Source organism: Achromobacter dolens (assembly GCF_902859745.1).
Lineage (GTDB): Bacteria > Pseudomonadota > Gammaproteobacteria > Burkholderiales > Burkholderiaceae_B > Achromobacter > Achromobacter dolens.
In genome coordinates this window covers 1-16368 of the sequence record NZ_CADIJW010000048.1, presented here as the reverse complement: position 1 = coordinate 16368, position 16368 = coordinate 1, and the positions used below count along the sequence as shown (strand labels likewise).

Here is a 16368-nt window from a genome sequence, read left to right as displayed (position 1 = left end):
GCGCCATCGCCCTACGCCGCGATACGGCGTGCGAACGGCGACCACTTGGTGAAAACCAGCAGATTGCCGAACATCACCAGCGCCAGACCCAGCAACGCGGCAGGGGTCCACTGATAGCCCTCGGCAAAGGTCGACACGCTCAAGGCCACCACGGGGAACAGCACGGTGCAGTACGCCGCGCGCGCCGGCCCCATGCGACCGACCAGCGTCAGGTAGGCGGTAAAACCGATCACGGACCCCGGAATCGCCAGGTACACCAGCGCGCCAACATAGGCCGTGGAGGTGTCGAAGCGGAACGGCACGCCCGCGGCCAGGCAGCCGGCCAGCAGCACCGCCGCGCCGTACAGCATGCTGTAGGCGTTGCCGGTGAGCGGCCGCAAGCCCGCGCGCTGCTGCAGCGACGACAGCATGTTGCCGGTCGAGAAGCAGAACGTGCCGAGCAGCGCGAAGCCCAGGCCCAGCAGGGTCTCGTGGCTGGCCTGCTGGCCCGCCAGTTCGGGCCAGAACAGCAACACCAGCCCGCTGAATCCCACCACGCCGGCGACCATCACGCGCGGCGCGATGCGGGTGCCGAACCAAAGCCGCGCGTTGAGCGCGTTCCACAGCGTCGCGGCCGAGAACACCACCGACACCAGGCCGCTGGGAATCCACTGCGTAGCGGTGTAGAAACAGAGGAAGTTCAGGCAGAACAGGCACAGCCCCTGACCCAGGCACAACAGGTGCCCGCGTCGGTCCATGCGCTGCAGTTTGCGCGTCAGCAGCAGGGCGGCGAACAGCACCAGCCCGGCCAGCGCGAAGCGGTAGAAAATGGACACGGGAATGGGCACCACGCCCAACTGCAGTTTGATGGCAATCCAGGTGGTGCCCCAGATGATGACGGTCAGGAAATACAGGAAGAGATTCACTTTCGGACGCTCGACAGGGCGAAAAGAGACATGGAATCCGGGCGCGCGAAAATGCGTCGCCCTGTCGCGCAGTCTGCGCCCGCGCGGGCCACGAAAATTGCCGGTTCTTGCGGTTTTTTCTTGCTCCGCGCGATCCACGCGCGCAAGGATCGCAGTAGCATTTCGATTCCATGGGCACCATCGCATCGGCTCCGTCCGACTTCTCCGTTTTCCGCACGCTGTCCGCGTCCACCGCGACGCTGGCGCGCGCGGCCTCGCTGGGCGAGGGCATCGCCATCTCGCAATGGAGCCGCAGCGCCCATGAGACGCTTGGCTACGACATGCCCGGGCATCACACGCTGTCGCTGTACCTGCATGGCGGCGAGAAATCCTTCCGCGTGGGCAACCCGCTGCATGGCGGCGCCGGCAAGTTCTGCGTGCTGCCGGCCGAGCACTATTCCCGCTGGTGCATGAACGACACGGTGCACTTCCTGCATCTGTACATCGCGCCGGAGCGGCTGGCGCGCGAGGCGGTGATGCGGCTCGATTGCGAGCCGCGCTCGCTCGAACTGCGCGACCGCACCTATATCCACGACGACTCGCTGACCGACGTCTGCCGGGCCCTGCTCGACACCGACTGGCGCGCGCCCGCCGACCGTCTGGCCGCCAGCAGCGCGGCCGAGACCGTGCTGCATCACCTGCTGCTGCAGGGTGTGTCGCGCAAGGTCGCGCCGCCAGCGCGCGGCGGCCTGGCGCCCGCGGTGCGCCGGCGTGTCATGGACTATGTCGACGCGCATCTCGCCGAGCCCTTGACGCTGGACCAGTTGGCCGGCGTGGCCGCGTTGTCCACCTATCACTTCGCGCGCATGTTCCACGCCTCGTTCGGCGAACCGCCGCACGCCTGGGTGCGCGCCCGCCGCCTGGCGCATGCGCGCGGCCTGCTGGCCGCCGGCAAGGGCGACCTGGCGGGCATCGCGCAGGCCGCCGGGTTCGGCAACGCCAGCCACCTGTCGCGCGTCTTCCGCGACGCGGTCGGGGTGACGCCGGGCCAGTACCGCGCCGCCCGCCGCGGCCACTGAACCGCCGACCCCGCCGGCGCGCCCGGTCTACAATGGCGCACCGCCCTTCGCGGCCTTGATCGCCTGCCCCGCCCGCGATGCCATCGCCGACTTCCCGCGACGTTTCCGCTGTCCCCGACGCCTCCCGCCCCTCGCCGCTGCACGCGCATTGGCTGGCCGAGCTGGTCCGGCTGCGCGAAGCGCACTGGGGGCCGCTGGAAGACGCCGCCGTGGTGCGGCGGGTGCGCCAGTTGGACGCCGACCTGCCAGACCGCATCCTGGCCCGCGCGCAACACCTGGCGCGACGCGAAGGCCTGGCGCCGCTGGTGGACGGCTGGCGCCGCAGCGCCTGGGCCGTGCTGGCGGTGTTGCTGCTGCTGGCGCTGCTGTCGGGCGCGGGCGTGGCCGCCGGCGCGCTGGGCGACGGCGCCCGTCCCGTCAATGTGCTGTGGGCGCTGGGCGCCTTGCTTGGCCTGCACGCGCTCACTTTCCTGCTGTGGCTGGCCAGCTTCCTGCTGACGCCCGCCTCGATGACCCCGCTGGGGCGCCTCTGGCTGTGGGCCACCCGCAAGCTGGCGCGCGGCCCGGACAGCGCGCTGGTGCCGCAGGCCCTGCTCAATCTGCTGGCCCGCGCGGGCGCGCTGCGCGCGCTGTTCGGCGCCGTCAGCCACGGGCTGTGGCTGGCCGGCCTGAGCGCGGCGCTGGCGACCTTGCTGGCGCTGTTGACCACCGCCAGCTACCGCTTCATCTGGGCGACCACGCTGCTCGCGCCGGACACCTTCGTCTGGCTGACCCAGGTGGCGGGCTGGCTGCCGGCGCATCTGGGTTTTCCGCTGCCCGACGCCGCCATGGTGCGCGCCAGCGACGGCGTCCAGGCGCTGGCGGCCGACGCGCAGGTGCAGTGGTCGTGGTGGCTGATCGGCGTGCTGGTGACCTACGGCATCCTGCCGCGCCTGGTGGCGTGGCTGGCATGCGTCGCCGTCGCCCGGCGCGCCTTGCGCGGCCTGCGCATCGATCCCGCGCTGGCCGGCTACGCGGCGCTGCGCGACCGGCTGGAGCCGCCGGCCCAATCCACCGGCATCGACCGCCCGGTCGATCCGCTGCATCAGCCCCGCGTCGAGTCTGCCGTCCCGGCGAGCATGGGCGGCCAGCCCGTGCTGCTGGGGCTGGAGCTGCCGACGGATCTGGACTGGCCGCCCGCCGGCCTGCCCGACGCCATCCGCATGGCCGGCAATCTCGATACCCGCGAGCAGCGCAATCGGCTGCTCGACGCGCTGTCGCAAGCCGGCGCCTCGCGCCTGCTGATCGCCTGCGACGCGCGCCAGACGCCCGACCGCGGCACGCTGGCGCTGATCGCCGAACTGGCCGCGCACGCTGGCCAGACCCGCGTCTGGCTGCGCGCGCCCGCCGCCGCCGACACGCGCGAACCCATCTGGCGCGAGCGCCTGGCGGCCCTGGGCCTGGAGGCTGGCGCCATCATCAGCGCCGGCGGCGCGCCGCTGGACTGGCTGGAGCACGGCGATGCGTGAGCCGCTCATCAGCATCGCCGTGGTCGGCCACACCAACACCGGCAAGACCTCCCTGCTGCGCACGCTGACGCGCGACACCACTTTCGGCGAAGTGGCCGACCAGCCCGGCACCACGCGGCACGTCGAGGGCGCGCGCCTGCGGCTGGACGGCCGTCCGGTGCTGGAATGGTTCGACACGCCGGGCATGGAAGACAGCATCGCCTTGCTGGAGTATCTGGAACGCCTCGCCCAGCCTGGCGAAAGGCTCGACGGACCGGCGCGCATCCAGCGCTTTCTCGACACCCCGGAAGCGCACGGCCGCTACGAGCAGGAAGCGCGCGTGCTCAAGAAAATGCTGGACTGCGACGCCGCGCTGTACGTGGTCGACGCGCGCGACCCCGTGCTCGGCAAGCATCGCGACGAACTGGCCATCCTGGCCGCCTGCGGCCGCCCCTTGCTGCCAGTGCTGAACTTCGTCAATGCGCCCGCGCACCGCGCCGGCGAATGGCGCGACGCGTTGGCCAGGCTCGGGCTGCACGCGGCGGTCGAGTTCGACACCGTCGCACCGCCGCTCGATGGCGAACAGCAGCTATACGCCAAGCTCGGCGTGCTGCTGGACCGCCATGCCGACACCCTGGCGCAACTGGCCGACAGCCTGGCGCGCCAGCGCCGCGAGCGTCATGAGGCGGCGTGCGAACTGCTGGCCGATCTGCTGGTCGACGTCGCCGCGCTGCGCCTGACCAGCGCCAGCGACGAAGCGGCGCTGGCCGCGACCGCGCAGCAACTGCGCCAGCAGGTGCGGCAACGCGAACAGGCCTGCGTCAGCGCCTTGTTGGCGCTCTACAACTTCCGTTCATCCGATTTCGATGACGACGCGCTGCCCCTGCAGGGTGAACGCTGGGGCATGGACCTGTTCCACCCGCAGGCGCTCAAGGACATGGGCGTGCAGGTCGGCATGGGCGCAGCCGCGGGCGCCATGGCCGGCGCCGCGGTGGACCTGCTCAGCGCAGGCTTGAGCCTGGGCACTGGCATGTTGATCGGCGCCGCCGCCGGCGGCCTGTGGCAGGGCGTGGAAAAGCTCGGCAAGCGCGTCGCCGGCAAACTGCGCGGCTGGCGCGAGATCAGCGTCGACGACGCGGTGCTGCGCCTGCTGGCGTTGCGCCAGCGGCAGTTGATCGACGCGCTCGAGCGCCGCGGCCATGCGGCCCGCTCGCCGCTGCGGCTGGAACGGCCTGATAACGAGGCGCTGCGCAGCGGTCCCTTGCCCGAGGCGCTCAAGGAAGCCCGCAGTCGCCCCGAATGGTCGGCGCTGGCGCCCGGCCACGAAGACAGCGAGCGACGCAAGCAGGTGGTGCGCGAATTGGCGAAAGCAAGCAAGTACTAACCCCAACCCAAACCGATTGACGCTTAAACGAATCGATCTATAAGATTCGTTCTGCATCGGTGCGGTCCATCCCGCCATGACAATCACAAGGGGTTGGATCTACCGTGAACCGCCTTTCCTCGTAGCAGCAACGCCATGCCCCGGCTCCCCGTGGGGCCAGGGCCCTATCACTTCTGTCGCGCTATCCGCGCATTACGGAGCATGAGGGCTATGCGTACTTTCCCCCACCTGAAACAAGCGGCGCTGGCGGCTGCACTGACGGCCTCGTTGGCGTTCAGCGCCGGCGCGGCCGCCAAGACTTTCCACTGGTCTTATCAAGGCGACGCCACGTCGATGGACCCGATGGCGTTGAACGAGACGTTCACGCTGGGCTTCCAGGGCAACATCTACGAAACGCTGGCCGGTTATGACGGCAACCTGAAACTGACGCCGCTGCTGGCCGAGAGCTGGGAAAACCCGGAGCCCACCAAATGGGTCTTCAAGCTGCGCAAGGGCGTGAAGTTCCACGACGGCTCGCCGTTCACCGCCGATGACGTGATCTTCTCCTGGAAGCGCAGCCTGACGCCGGGCTCCGACATGAAGGGCTACGGCGCCAAGGCCTCCGACATCAAGAAGATCGACGACTACACCATCGAGGTCACCACCCCCACGCCCAACCCGATCCTGCCGCGCGAATGGGTGTTCCTCTACATCATGAGCAAGACGTGGTCGGAGAAGAACAAGACCACCGAGGCCACCAACGTCAAGGGCGACAACCAGGGCAACTACGCCAATCTCAACGCCAACGGCACCGGCCCGTTCATGCTGGTGTCGCGCCAGCCGGACGTAAAGACCGTGCTCAAGCGCTACGACGGCTACTGGAACAAGGACATCAAGACCAACGTCGACGAGGTCATCTTCCAGCCGATCACGCAGGAGGCCACGCGCGTGGCCGCGCTGATCTCGGGCGAGATGGACCTGGTGCAGCCGGTACCGGTGCAGGACTGGAAGCGCCTGGAAGACGCCAAGGGCGTCAAGCCGCTGACCGCGCCCGAGGCCCGCGCCATCTTCATCGGCATGGACCAGGACCGCGACGAACTGCTGTTCTCGGACGTGAAGGGCAAGAACCCCTTCAAGGATCCCAAGGTGCGCGAAGCGGTGGTGCTGGCCGTGGACACCAAGGCCATCAACGAGAAGATCATGCGCAACGCGGCCAAGCCGCTGGGTTCGCTGATCGCCACTGCCATCAACGGCTACGACGAATCGTTCGGCGCGCCCTACAAGCCGGATCCGGAGCGCGCCAAGAAACTGCTGGCCGAGGCCGGTTATCCGAAGGGCTTCACCGTCACCATGGACTGCCCCAACGACCGCTACGTCAATGACGAGAAGGTCTGCCAGGCGGTGGCCGGCATGCTGGCGCGCGTCGGCATCAAGATCAACCTGCTGGCGCAGACCAAGTCCAAGTACTTCGGCAAGATCCTGCTGCAGGCCGGCAACCAGACCAGCATGTACATGCTCGGATGGACGCCTAGCTCGACGGACGCGCACAACACGCTGCTGAACCTGGCCGCGTGCCGCGACGCCAAGACGGCGGCAGGCCAGTTCAACCTGGGTGGCTACTGCAACAAGAAGGTCGACGAGCTCACCGCCAAGATCGGCGTCGAGACCGACCAGGCCAAGCGCAACGCGATGATCAAGGAAGCCTTCGGCATCGTGCGCAGCGATTTCGGCTACCTGCCGCTGCACCAGCAGCCGATGTCGTGGGGCGTGAAGGACAACATCAAGGTCATCCAGCGCGCCGACGACGTGCTCGACCTGCGCGACGTGGTCCTGCCGTAGTCCCCGGGCGCCGCGCCACGCCGCAGGGCGTGCACGGCGCCGTGTTTGATGCGACCCCCGCGACGGCGCCAGCCGTCCGGGCGCGCCCGGCCCAGCCCCGCTTGCCGCGACCGGCAACGCGCGGCCCGGCGTTATCCGACCAAGAGGGCATCCAACCATGCTTTCCTTTATTGCGCAGCGGCTGATCCAGTCGGTGCTGGTGATGTTGACGGTGGCGCTGATCGCGTTCTCCATGTTCCGCTATGTCGGCGATCCGATCGCCAGCATGGTGGGGCAGGACACCACGCCCGAGCAGCGCGAACAGTTGCGTGAACAGTTGGGCCTGAACGATCCCTTCGTGGTGCAGTACGCGCATTTCGTCGCCAACGCGGTGCGCGGCGACTTCGGCATTTCCTATCGCCATCGCCGGCCGGTCAGCGAACTGCTCGAAGAGCGCCTGCCGGCCACGCTGGAGCTGTCGTTCGTCTCCGCCGTGATGGCGCTGGCGCTCGGCATCCCCATGGGCATCTACACCGCGCTCAAGCGCCACGGCGTGCTGTCCAAGACCTTCATGGCGATCTCGCTGGCCGGGATCTCGCTGCCCACCTTCCTCATCGGCATCCTGCTGATCCTGTTCTTCGGCGTGCAGTTGCGATGGCTGCCCAGCTTCGGGCGCGGCGACGTGGTCGGGCTGGGCTGGTGGACCACGGGCTTCCTGACCAAATCCGGCCTGCTGGCGCTGATCATGCCGGCCATCACGCTGGCGCTGTTCCAGATGACCCTGATCATGCGGCTGGTGCGCGCCGAGATGCTGGAGGTGCTGCGCGCCGACTTCATCAAGTTCGCGCGCGCCCGCGGCCTGCCGGAGCGGCTGATCAATTTCCGCCATGCGCTCAAGAACACCATGGTGCCCGTCATTACCATCACCGGCCTGCAGCTCGGTTCCATCATCGCCTTCGCCATCATCACCGAGACGGTGTTCCAGTGGCCCGGCATGGGCCTGCTGTTCATCCAGGCCATCAGCATGGTGGACATCCCGGTGATGGCCGCCTACCTGGTGCTGATCGCCTTCATGTTCGTCGTCATCAACCTGGTGGTCGATCTGCTGTATTTCGCCGTCGACCCGCGCCTGCGCGTGCAGAGCAAATAAGGGAACCGCCTCATGAACGCCCGCATCGCTCCCTTCTTCGCGCGCGCCGCCGACAGCGACCTCTGGCACAGCTTCAAGCGCTCGCCCGGCGCCATCGTCGCCGCCGCCGTCACGCTGGCCATCCTGCTGGGCGCGCTGTTCGCGCCGGTGGTGGCGCCGCACAATCCGTTCGACCTGGCTTCCCTGAACATCATGGACGCCAACACCCCGCCAGCATGGCAGGAGGGCGGCAGCCCCGACTTCCTGCTCGGCACCGATGACCAGGGCCGCGACATCCTCTCGGCCGTGCTGTATGGCTCGCGCGTGTCGCTGCTGGTGGGCTTCGCCTCGGTGCTGTTCTCGATGGTGCTGGGCGTCACGCTGGGCCTGATCAGCGGCTACGCCGGTGGCCGAGTCGACAGCTTCATCATGCGTATCGCCGACGTGCAGCTATCGTTCCCCGCCATCCTGGTGGCGCTGCTGATCGACGGCGTGGCGCGCGGCCTTCTGCCGCGCGACATGCACGACGAACTGGCCCTGTACGTGCTGATCTTCGCCATCGGCATCTCGGGCTGGGTCCAGTATGCCCGCACCGTGCGCGGCTCGACGCTGGTGGAACGCAACAAGGAATACGTGCAGGCAGCGCGGCTGATCGGCATCGGCCCGGTCACCATCCTGCGCCGCCACATCCTGCCCAACGTCATGGGGCCGGTGCTGGTGATCGCCACCATCCACCTGGCGATCGCCATCATCACCGAAGCCACGCTGTCGTTCCTGGGCGTGGGCGTGCCGCCGACCGCGCCGTCGCTGGGCACGCTGATCCGCATCGGCAACAGCTACCTGTTCTCGGGCATGTGGTGGATCTCGATCTTCCCTGGCATCGCGCTGGTCGCGCTGGTGCTGTCGGTCAACCTGCTGGGCGACTGGCTGCGCGACGCGCTCAACCCCAAGCTGCGCTGAGGATGCCATGGCCCTGTTGAACATCGAAGACATCCGCATCGAATTCCCCAGCCGCCGCGGCACGCTGGTGGCGGTGGACGGCGTGTCGCTGTCGCTGGAGAAAGGCGAGATCCTGGGCGTGGTCGGCGAGTCCGGCGCCGGCAAGTCGACCATCGGCAACGCCGTGATCGGCCTGCTCGAAGCGCCCGGCCGTCTGGCCGGCGGCGCGGTGCTGCTGGATGGCGAACGCATCGACACCCTTACCCCGGCGCAGAAGCGCAAGGTGCGCGGACGCCGCATCGGCATGATCTTCCAGGATCCGCTGACCTCGCTCGACCCGCTGCAGACCGTGGAAAGCCAACTGGTCGAAACCATGCTGGTGCACCTGGACCTGACGCACGACCAGGCCAGGCAGCGCGCGGTGCAATTGCTGGCGCAGGTCGGCATCGACCAGCCCGAGCTGCGCGTTCAACAGTATCCGCACCAGTTCTCGGGCGGCATGCGGCAGCGCGTGGTGATCGCGCTGGCGCTGTGCTGCGAACCCGAGGTCATCATTGCCGACGAACCTACCACCGCGCTCGACGTGTCGATCCAGGCGCAGATCCTGGAGCTGCTGAAAAAGCTCTGCCGCCAGGAGCAGGTCGGCATGATCATCATCACCCACGACATGGGCGTGATCGCGGACGTCACCGACCGGGTGGCGGTGCTGTACCACGGCAAGCTGGTCGAACAGGGCCCCACCGCCAAGATCCTGGGCGATCCCGATCATCCCTATACCCGCAGCCTGATCTCGGCCGTGCCGCGCCCGGACATCAAGCTCAAGCGCTTTCCGCTGGTCACCTACATCGAGGACGTCAAGACACCGGCCAAGCCGCTCGACCTGGCCACCCACTGGCTCGGCCAGCGGCGCGACTTCGGCGCACGCGGCGAAGGCCCGCTGGTGCAGGTCCGAGACCTGAGCATGCGCTTCGTGCTCAAGAGCGCCTTGTTCAAGCGCAACCAGCGCACGCTGGATGCCGTCAAGCGCGTCAACTTCTCGATCGGCGAAGGCGAGGTATTCGGCCTGGTGGGCGAATCCGGTTCGGGCAAGTCGACCGTGGCGCGGCTGATCTCGGGCCTGTACACGCCCAGCGGCGGTTCGGTCACGTTCGGCGGCACCGACCTGACCGCGCTCAAGGGCGAAAAGCAGCTCAACCCGTTCCGGCGCCAGATCCAGATGATCTTCCAGGATCCGTTCTCGTCGCTCAACCCGCGGATGCGGGTGCTGGACATCGTGGCCGAGCCGATCCGCTTTCACAAGCTGGCGGCCAGCGAGGCCGAAACGCGCCGCGTGGTGGCGGACCTGCTCGACGTGGTCGGGCTGGGCGAGCGCGCCGCCGAGCGCTTCCCGCACGAGTTTTCCGGCGGCCAGCGCCAGCGCATCTGCATCGCGCGGGCGCTGGCCACGCGGCCGCGCTTCCTGATCTGCGACGAACCCACGTCGGCGCTGGACGTGTCGATCCAGGCCCAGATCCTGAACCTGCTCAAGGACCTGCAGGAACAACTCGGCCTGACCATGCTGTTCATCAGCCACGACCTGCCCGTGATCCGCCAGATGTGCGACCGCGTTGGCGTGATGCGCTACGGCGAACTGCTGGAGGTGGCGGACACCGAGGCGCTGTTCGAGCATCCGCAGCATCCCTACAGCCAGCACCTGCTGGGGCTGATGCCCCGCTTGCAATCCATGTCCCGCGAGGGACTGGAGGTGGAAGGCTGAGCCTCACCCACACGACAAGGAGCGAGACATGAGTGCGTTGCCACAGACCCTCTTCATCGGCGGCAAGGTGTTCGACGGACATGGCGCAATGCTGCCGGGCCATGGCGTGCTGGTCGAGGGCAGGCAGGTCACGCGGGTGGCGCCGGCCGCCGAATTCAACGGCTTCGCCGGGCGGCGCATCGACACCACGGGCATGACGCTGATGCCCGGCATGGCCGACTGCCACGTGCACCTGGTCTACACCGGCGGCGCCGACCCGCAGACGCAGATGTCGAAACAAGGCCCGGCCCAGATTACGCTGACCGCGCTGGAGAACGCGCAAGCCGCGCTGCGCGGCGGCTTCACGGCGCTGCGCGATTGCGGCGGCAAGGACTACCTGGAATTCGGCGTGCGCGACGCCATTGCGCGCGGCGTGTTCCCGGGCCCGACCATCAAGGCCTCGGGGCGCATCATCTGCATGACGGGCGGCCACGGCAACCGCATCGGCCGCGTCGCCGACGGCTGCGAAGAAGTGGTGAAGGCGGTGCGCGAGCAGGTCCACGCCGGCTGCGACCTGGTCAAGATCATGGCCACCGGCGGCGTCATGACGCCGGGCGTGAGCCCGATGGATGCGCACTACAGCTTCGACGAAATGAAGGCGGGCGTGCACGAAGCCAAGCGCTTTCGCAAGAGCACCGCCAGCCATGCGCAAGGCACGCAGGGCATCCTGAACGCGGTGCGCGCCGGCATCGACTCGATCGAGCACGGCATCTTCATGGACGCGCAGTGCCTGGAGGAAATGCTCGCGGCCGAAACCTACCTGGTGCCGACCATCGCGGCCGTGCGCAACATCGTCGCCAACGCCGACAACGGCATTCCCGCCTATGCCGTGGAAAAGGCGCGCGCGGTGGAGCAGCGCCATCGCGAATCGATCCAGATGTACTACAGGGCCGGCGGACGCATCGCGCTGGGCACGGATGCCGGCACGCCGTTCAACCTGCATGGCGAGAACGCGATGGAGCTGGCCTACATGGTGGAATTCGGCATGACACCGGTCGACGCCCTTATTGCCGCCACCTCGCGCGGCCATGACCTGATGGGCATGGACGGCCATGGCGTGGTGCAGCAGGGCGCCGTGGCGGACCTGCTGCTGGTGCGCGGCGACCCGACCGAGGACATCATGCGGGCCGCCGACAAGCGCTTCCATGTGGCGGTACTGCGCAACGGCGACGTGGTGGCGGGCGCCTTGCCGGCCTGACGCGCTGCGCCCGCGAGTCGGGCGCAGGCTTTACTTCACGCCCCGCGACATCAGCCAGGCCAGGAAGGTCTCGAGCGACATGCGCTCTCCATTGAAATCGACCTGGCCGCCCGCGTAGCTCAGGCTCGCCAGCAGCTTGCCGTCTTCCAGGCGCCCCCATTGACTGCCCACGATGCGGTCGCGCACGCCATCGGCCTGCCGGCGCGCGGCGTCGCGGGCGGCGGCCTCGGCCATGCCGTCGGCCTGCAGGCGCACGGCGATGAGGTCGGCCACGCTGGCAACCGGCACCGACAGCCGCGCGTCGAACTTGCGCACGGTCTCCTTGACCACCGCGGCCGGCGAGTGATTCCACAGCGTCGGCGCGGCCAGGCCCACCGCCAGTTGCAGCGTGGCGCTGCCGTTGGCGGTATCGATCTGCAACGGCGCCAGCGAGAAGCCAGGTTCGGCCAACAGAAACTTCATCACATGACCTGCCCCCACCATCTTGTCGCTCATACTGCCGCCGCCATCTTTCGTGGCCTCCATGGTGTCGCGGAACCCGCGAAACGACACCAGGTCCAGGTTGTGCGCCTCAGCCGCCAGGCGCAGGTTGGCCACCTGTCCGGCGCGGGTGTCGATGCCCGCCACCTGCACGGCCAGCTTGCCTTGCATGGCGCTGTCGGCGCCGCTGGCGTCAAGGTTCACCGCGACGTCACGCAGGGTGACCGGCTCGCCGTCGATCTCGGCGGTCCATTGCTTGAGGGTCGCACGGGTCGTGGCCACGCCCGTCTCGTCGCTGGCGCGGGTCGCGTCGTACCTTATCGCCAGGTCACGCATGGCCAACCGGCGCGTGTGGTTCGCGCCGTCTTTGATGAACGGCTCGAACAGGTCGGCCCGGTCCGAGCGGATCGTCACGACGGTGTGTTTGCCGCCGGCGGCAACGTCGGTCTGCAGCGTCAGGCCCGAGAAACTGAAGCGGGACTCGTCGCGCGCGCGCTCGACAGGCGCCAACGCCAGGGAAGCCGCGATGTCGCGGCCATACCCCGCCACGGCCTCGGCCGTCATCGGCACGCCGCCCTGCGCGGCGGCGAACCAGGTTTCCAGCGACGGCGTGGGCGCCAACTCGGCGCGGGCTGCGGCCATGGCCGGAAACAGATGGCCCTGCAACAGGCGGTACCGCGGGAACGGCCCGTGATCCAGGCACACCACTATCTCGTAGTCGCGTCCCGTCGCGCCGGGGCCATCCTTGGCCAAGGGCTGCGCCTTCAGCCGATAGCGCGCTTGCGACGTGAACACGCCGCGTTCGTACGACAGTTGTTCGAACGACAGCGTCTCGCCCAGCTTCGCGCCGATCAGCCGCGCCTGCGCGTCGGCGCTTTCGGCCAACTGCGCCATGCCGCTCTCGAGCTGCTTGCCGGTGTACCAGGCCGTGCCTGTCCAGATCGCGCCCAATGCCAGCACGGTGCAACCCACCGCCACCCATTTCCGCATGATGTCCTTCCCGCTTCCCAATTGCGCCGGTCCCGCATGAACCGAAGCCGCCAGCATACGCCGCGCATGAAAAACGGGCTGCCGCGCCCTAAGGCGCCGCAGCCCGCGTGGGGCGCCGGCATCATGCCGGCGCCGGGGTCTTGCCCGCGCCTTAGCGCATGCCGCCCATCGCGCCGCTCATGACCATCATCATGAACTGCTGCAGCGGCATCTTCTTGCCGTTGAAGTCCACTTGGCCGTCGGCGTAGTTGAGGTAGGAAACGATGTTGTCGTTTTCCGCCTTGGCCACGCCCATCGCCACCGCCATGGTGCCGACCATTTCGGCCTGGCCCTTGGCGGTCTGGACGGCGCGGTCGGCCGGCACGCCGCGCGTCTGCGGCTCGATCGCCATCAGGTCGGCCAGATTGGCCTTGGACAGGATCAGTTTGGCGTTGAGCTTGCGAATGGCTTCCATGGCCAGGTCGCTTGCCGGCTTGTCGGTCGAGGCCGGCTTGGCCAGGTCCACGTCCAGGTTGAAGGTCGAGGTGCCGTTGGCGGTGCGCACCTGCAGCGGCGACACCGACAGGCTGGGATTGCCGGCCAGCAGCAGTTCGACGTTGGTCTTCAGGATCTGCTGTTCTTCGGGCGTGAACTCGGAAGAACCCTCCTGGCCGCCGCTTTGCATCATGCGGCGCGACGAAGACTCGTACACGTCGTTCAGGGCCTTGAGCGCCTTGGGGTCCATGTTCTTCATGCCGATGGCCAACTGCAGGCCCGCCATGTCCTTTGCCTGGACGTTGATCATGCCAAAGTCCAGCACCATCTTGGCATTCACGCCGGTATCGGCCTCGGACAGGTCCACGGCAACGCTGGTGTCCTTGAGCAGCACCGGCGGCTTGGTCTGGGACGTGATGGTCCATTCCTTGAGGACCAGCTTCTGGCTGCCCATGGCCATGTCGTTCTTGCCCGGGGTCAGGTCGCTGTTGAGCGTGATGCCCTTGACCGCCATGCCCACGATATCGCTATCGCCGGCGGGGCCGGCCAGCGTCACGCCATCGCTCTTGAGCGCCAGCACGCCGTGCTTGGTGTTGGTGTCGAAGTCGACATCGGCCGCCATGCCGGCGAAGGTCAGCTTGGTCTTGTCGGTCGAGGCTTCGGCCGGGGCCAGGTTGAACGTGCCGGTGACCTGCTTGCCGTAGCTGACGCTATAGGCGCCCGTCAGCGGCGTGGCGCCCTTGGTGGCGGCGAACCAGCCCTTGACGGCCGGGGTCTCCTCGATCTGGAAGCGGCTCGCGACCATGGCCGGGGCCAGCTTGCCCGAGGCCAGGTTCGAGAACGGGAACGGGCCGTGCGACAGGTGTTCGACGAACTGGAGTTCACGCTCCTCGGCCGGCTTGCCATCCTTGGCGGGCAGCGTGAACTTGACGCGGTAGCGCTCGGTGGACGAAAACACGCCGCGCTCGAACGACATCAGTTCGATCACCGGCGTCACGCCCCACTTTTCACCGAACTTGCGCAGTTCGACGTTGCCGTCTTCGATCGACTGCTTCACGAACGCTTCGGCCTTCTGGCCGGTGTACCAGGCCGTGCCGGTCCAAATCGCACCCAGTGCAACGACCAGACCCGCTATTGCCGCCTTTTTCATAGCAACCCTTAATTCTTGTGTGATGGAGGTAAGCGATCGGATTATAGGGAGGCCGGCTTAGGGATTACACTAATTTCGTACACGATTAGTGCAAAATGTTACGCAGCTATACCGCAGACCGTGTGCGCCACATGCCGCGGCGCCGCATCGGCTACAATGGCTTTGCGTGCTTTGCCAATCTGCACGCGTCCGCTAGGCACTTCGCCGCCAAGCTTCGCCCTCCGGGGCGCTTCCCTTTTCTCCTTATTCGTCCGCCTGGATTGGAGTCTCTCAACTTGAGCGACGGGCTGCCGCTGGAGTTGTTTTGACTACCTCTTCCTCTTTCGCCGACCTCGGGCTGGCCGATTCCCTGTTGCGCGCCATTGCCGATACCGGCTACACCGCGCCCACCCCCATCCAGGCCCAGGCGATTCCGCAGGTCCTCAAGGGCGGCGACCTGCTGGCCGCCGCCCAGACCGGCACCGGCAAGACCGCCGGCTTCACGCTGCCCATCCTGCATCTGCTGATGCAGCGCAAGCCGGAAGCCCGCAAGGCCGGCCGCCCGCGCTGCCTGATCCTGACGCCGACGCGCGAACTGACCGCGCAGGTGGCCGAATCGGTGCAGACCTACGGCAAGCACACCTCGCTGACGTCCATGGTGATGTTCGGCGGCGTCAACATCAACCCCCAGATCTCCGCCCTGCGCAAGCCGCTGGACATCCTGGTGGCCACCCCCGGCCGCCTGCTGGACCACTGCGGCCAGAAGACGGTCGACCTGTCCGGCGTCGAGATCCTGGTGCTGGACGAAGCCGACCGCATGCTCGACATGGGCTTCATCCGCGACATCCGCAAGATCCTGGCCCTGCTGCCCAAGCAGCGCCAGAACCTGCTGTTCTCGGCCACCTTCTCGGATGAGATCCGCGCGCTGGCGCGCGGCGTGCTGAACAACCCGGGCGAAGTCTCGGTCACCCCGCGCAACACCGCCACCGAACTGGTCACCCAGACGGTGCACCTGGTCGAACAGCACCACAAGCGCGACCTCATCAGCCACATCATCCGCGAAAGCGGCTGGCACCAGGTGCTGGTGTTCACGCGCACCAAGCACGGCGCCAACCGCCTGGCCGAAAAGCTGGTCAAGGACGGCCTGACCGCCGCCGCGATCCACGGCAATAAGAGCCAGTCGGCCCGCACCCGCGCGCTGGCCGGCTTCAAGGACGGCACCGTGACGGTGCTGGTGGCCACCGACATCGCCGCCCGCGGCCTGGACATCGACCAACTGCCCCAGGTGGTGAACTTCGAACTGCCCAACGTGCCGGAAGACTACGTGCACCGCATCGGCCGCACCGGCCGCGCGGGCGCCACCGGCGCCGCGGTCTCGCTGGTGGACAACAGCGAGATCAAGCTGCTCAAGGACATCGAGCGCCTGATCAAGAAGACCATCGAGCGCAAGCCGGTGGCCGACTGGACCCCGCCCGCCACCAGCGCCGCCGCCTTCGAACGCCAGGAACGCGACGAAGACTCGCGCCAGCCGCGTGGCGGCGGCGGCCGTAACGGCGGCCGCGGCGGCAACGCCGGCGCGCCCCGTTCGCGCCCGGCCAACGCC

12 protein-coding genes are annotated in these 16368 nt (G+C 67.9%); 9 read left to right on the top strand and 3 right to left on the bottom strand.

All coding sequences use genetic code 11. The features are described from left to right. Window positions 1-11: 11 nt before the first annotated feature. Window positions 12-905 (bottom strand): DMT family transporter, encoded by an 894-nt coding sequence (locus HV783_RS23950; protein WP_116791556.1) that lies wholly within the window; start codon window positions 903-905, stop codon window positions 12-14. A 170-nt stretch (window positions 906-1075) separates the two neighbouring features. Here HV783_RS23950 and HV783_RS23945 point away from each other — a divergent pair, with 170 nt between their 5' ends. The 8 genes from HV783_RS23945 (at window position 1076) to HV783_RS23910 (ending at window position 11692) form a co-directional block, all read left to right on the top strand. Further along, window positions 1076-1963 carry a helix-turn-helix domain-containing protein gene (locus HV783_RS23945; protein WP_064527550.1) on the top strand — a complete coding sequence of 296 codons (888 nt, stop codon included), beginning with the start codon at window positions 1076-1078 and terminating at the stop codon, window positions 1961-1963. A 77-nt stretch (window positions 1964-2040) separates the two neighbouring features. Next, window positions 2041-3471 carry a DUF2868 domain-containing protein gene (locus HV783_RS23940; RefSeq protein ID WP_064527548.1) on the top strand — a complete coding sequence of 477 codons (1431 nt, stop codon included), beginning with the start codon at window positions 2041-2043 and terminating at the stop codon, window positions 3469-3471. Then, a complete protein-coding gene (locus HV783_RS23935; protein ID WP_064527545.1) occupies window positions 3464-4834 on the top strand; it encodes a GTPase/DUF3482 domain-containing protein in 1371 nt (456 codons plus the stop codon). The genes HV783_RS23940 and HV783_RS23935 overlap by 8 nt, the downstream gene beginning before the upstream one ends. A 210-nt stretch (window positions 4835-5044) precedes the next feature. Next, window positions 5045-6652, top strand: coding sequence for an ABC transporter substrate-binding protein (locus HV783_RS23930; RefSeq protein WP_064527542.1), 1608 nt, complete (start codon window positions 5045-5047; stop codon window positions 6650-6652). A gap of 157 nt (window positions 6653-6809) precedes the next feature. Beyond that, window positions 6810-7781 (top strand): ABC transporter permease, encoded by a 972-nt coding sequence (locus tag HV783_RS23925; RefSeq protein WP_024067408.1) that lies wholly within the window; start codon window positions 6810-6812, stop codon window positions 7779-7781. A 12-nt stretch (window positions 7782-7793) separates the two neighbouring features. Then, a complete protein-coding gene (locus tag HV783_RS23920) occupies window positions 7794-8720 on the top strand; it encodes an ABC transporter permease (protein ID WP_054503759.1) in 927 nt (308 codons plus the stop codon). 7 nt (window positions 8721-8727) lie between these two features. Further along, window positions 8728-10455 carry an ABC transporter ATP-binding protein gene (locus HV783_RS23915; protein WP_054503760.1) on the top strand — a complete coding sequence of 576 codons (1728 nt, stop codon included), beginning with the start codon at window positions 8728-8730 and terminating at the stop codon, window positions 10453-10455. A gap of 28 nt (window positions 10456-10483) precedes the next feature. Beyond that, window positions 10484-11692 carry a metal-dependent hydrolase family protein gene (locus tag HV783_RS23910; protein ID WP_175190005.1) on the top strand — a complete coding sequence of 403 codons (1209 nt, stop codon included), beginning with the start codon at window positions 10484-10486 and terminating at the stop codon, window positions 11690-11692. A 30-nt stretch (window positions 11693-11722) separates the two neighbouring features. On the opposite strand, the gene HV783_RS23905 is transcribed toward HV783_RS23910, so the two are convergent. Together HV783_RS23905 and HV783_RS23900 are read right to left on the bottom strand one after the other, a co-directional pair. Then, the gene (locus HV783_RS23905) at window positions 11723-13162 is read right to left on the bottom strand and encodes a YdgA family protein (protein ID WP_254604014.1); all 1440 of its coding nucleotides are present in this window, start codon (window positions 13160-13162) and stop codon (window positions 11723-11725) included. A 151-nt stretch (window positions 13163-13313) separates the two neighbouring features. After that, a complete protein-coding gene (locus HV783_RS23900) occupies window positions 13314-14786 on the bottom strand; it encodes a YdgA family protein (protein ID WP_054503762.1) in 1473 nt (490 codons plus the stop codon). 304 nt (window positions 14787-15090) lie between these two features. Between HV783_RS23900 and HV783_RS23895 the strand changes: the two genes are divergently transcribed. Continuing rightward, a partial coding sequence (locus tag HV783_RS23895; RefSeq protein ID WP_175190003.1) for a DEAD/DEAH box helicase occupies window positions 15091-16368 on the top strand: 1278 nt, incomplete at its 3' end.

What these genes read in the sequence shown, in the direction of transcription:
- HV783_RS23900 (WP_054503762.1), bottom strand. Translation starts at nt 14,786, where the DNA reads ATGAAAAAGGCGGCAATAGCGGGTCTGGTCGTTGCACTGGGTGCGATT.
- HV783_RS23915 (WP_054503760.1), top strand. Translation starts at nt 8,728, where the DNA reads ATGGCCCTGTTGAACATCGAAGACATCCGCATCGAATTCCCCAGCCGC.
- HV783_RS23910 (WP_175190005.1), top strand. Translation starts at nt 10,484, where the DNA reads ATGAGTGCGTTGCCACAGACCCTCTTCATCGGCGGCAAGGTGTTCGAC.
- HV783_RS23930 (WP_064527542.1), top strand. Translation starts at nt 5,045, where the DNA reads ATGCGTACTTTCCCCCACCTGAAACAAGCGGCGCTGGCGGCTGCACTG.
- HV783_RS23945 (WP_064527550.1), top strand. Translation starts at nt 1,076, where the DNA reads ATGGGCACCATCGCATCGGCTCCGTCCGACTTCTCCGTTTTCCGCACG.
- HV783_RS23935 (WP_064527545.1), top strand. Translation starts at nt 3,464, where the DNA reads ATGCGTGAGCCGCTCATCAGCATCGCCGTGGTCGGCCACACCAACACC.
- HV783_RS23905 (WP_254604014.1), bottom strand. Translation starts at nt 13,162, where the DNA reads ATGCGGAAATGGGTGGCGGTGGGTTGCACCGTGCTGGCATTGGGCGCG.
- HV783_RS23940 (WP_064527548.1), top strand. Translation starts at nt 2,041, where the DNA reads ATGCCATCGCCGACTTCCCGCGACGTTTCCGCTGTCCCCGACGCCTCC.
- HV783_RS23920 (WP_054503759.1), top strand. Translation starts at nt 7,794, where the DNA reads ATGAACGCCCGCATCGCTCCCTTCTTCGCGCGCGCCGCCGACAGCGAC.
- HV783_RS23925 (WP_024067408.1), top strand. Translation starts at nt 6,810, where the DNA reads ATGCTTTCCTTTATTGCGCAGCGGCTGATCCAGTCGGTGCTGGTGATG.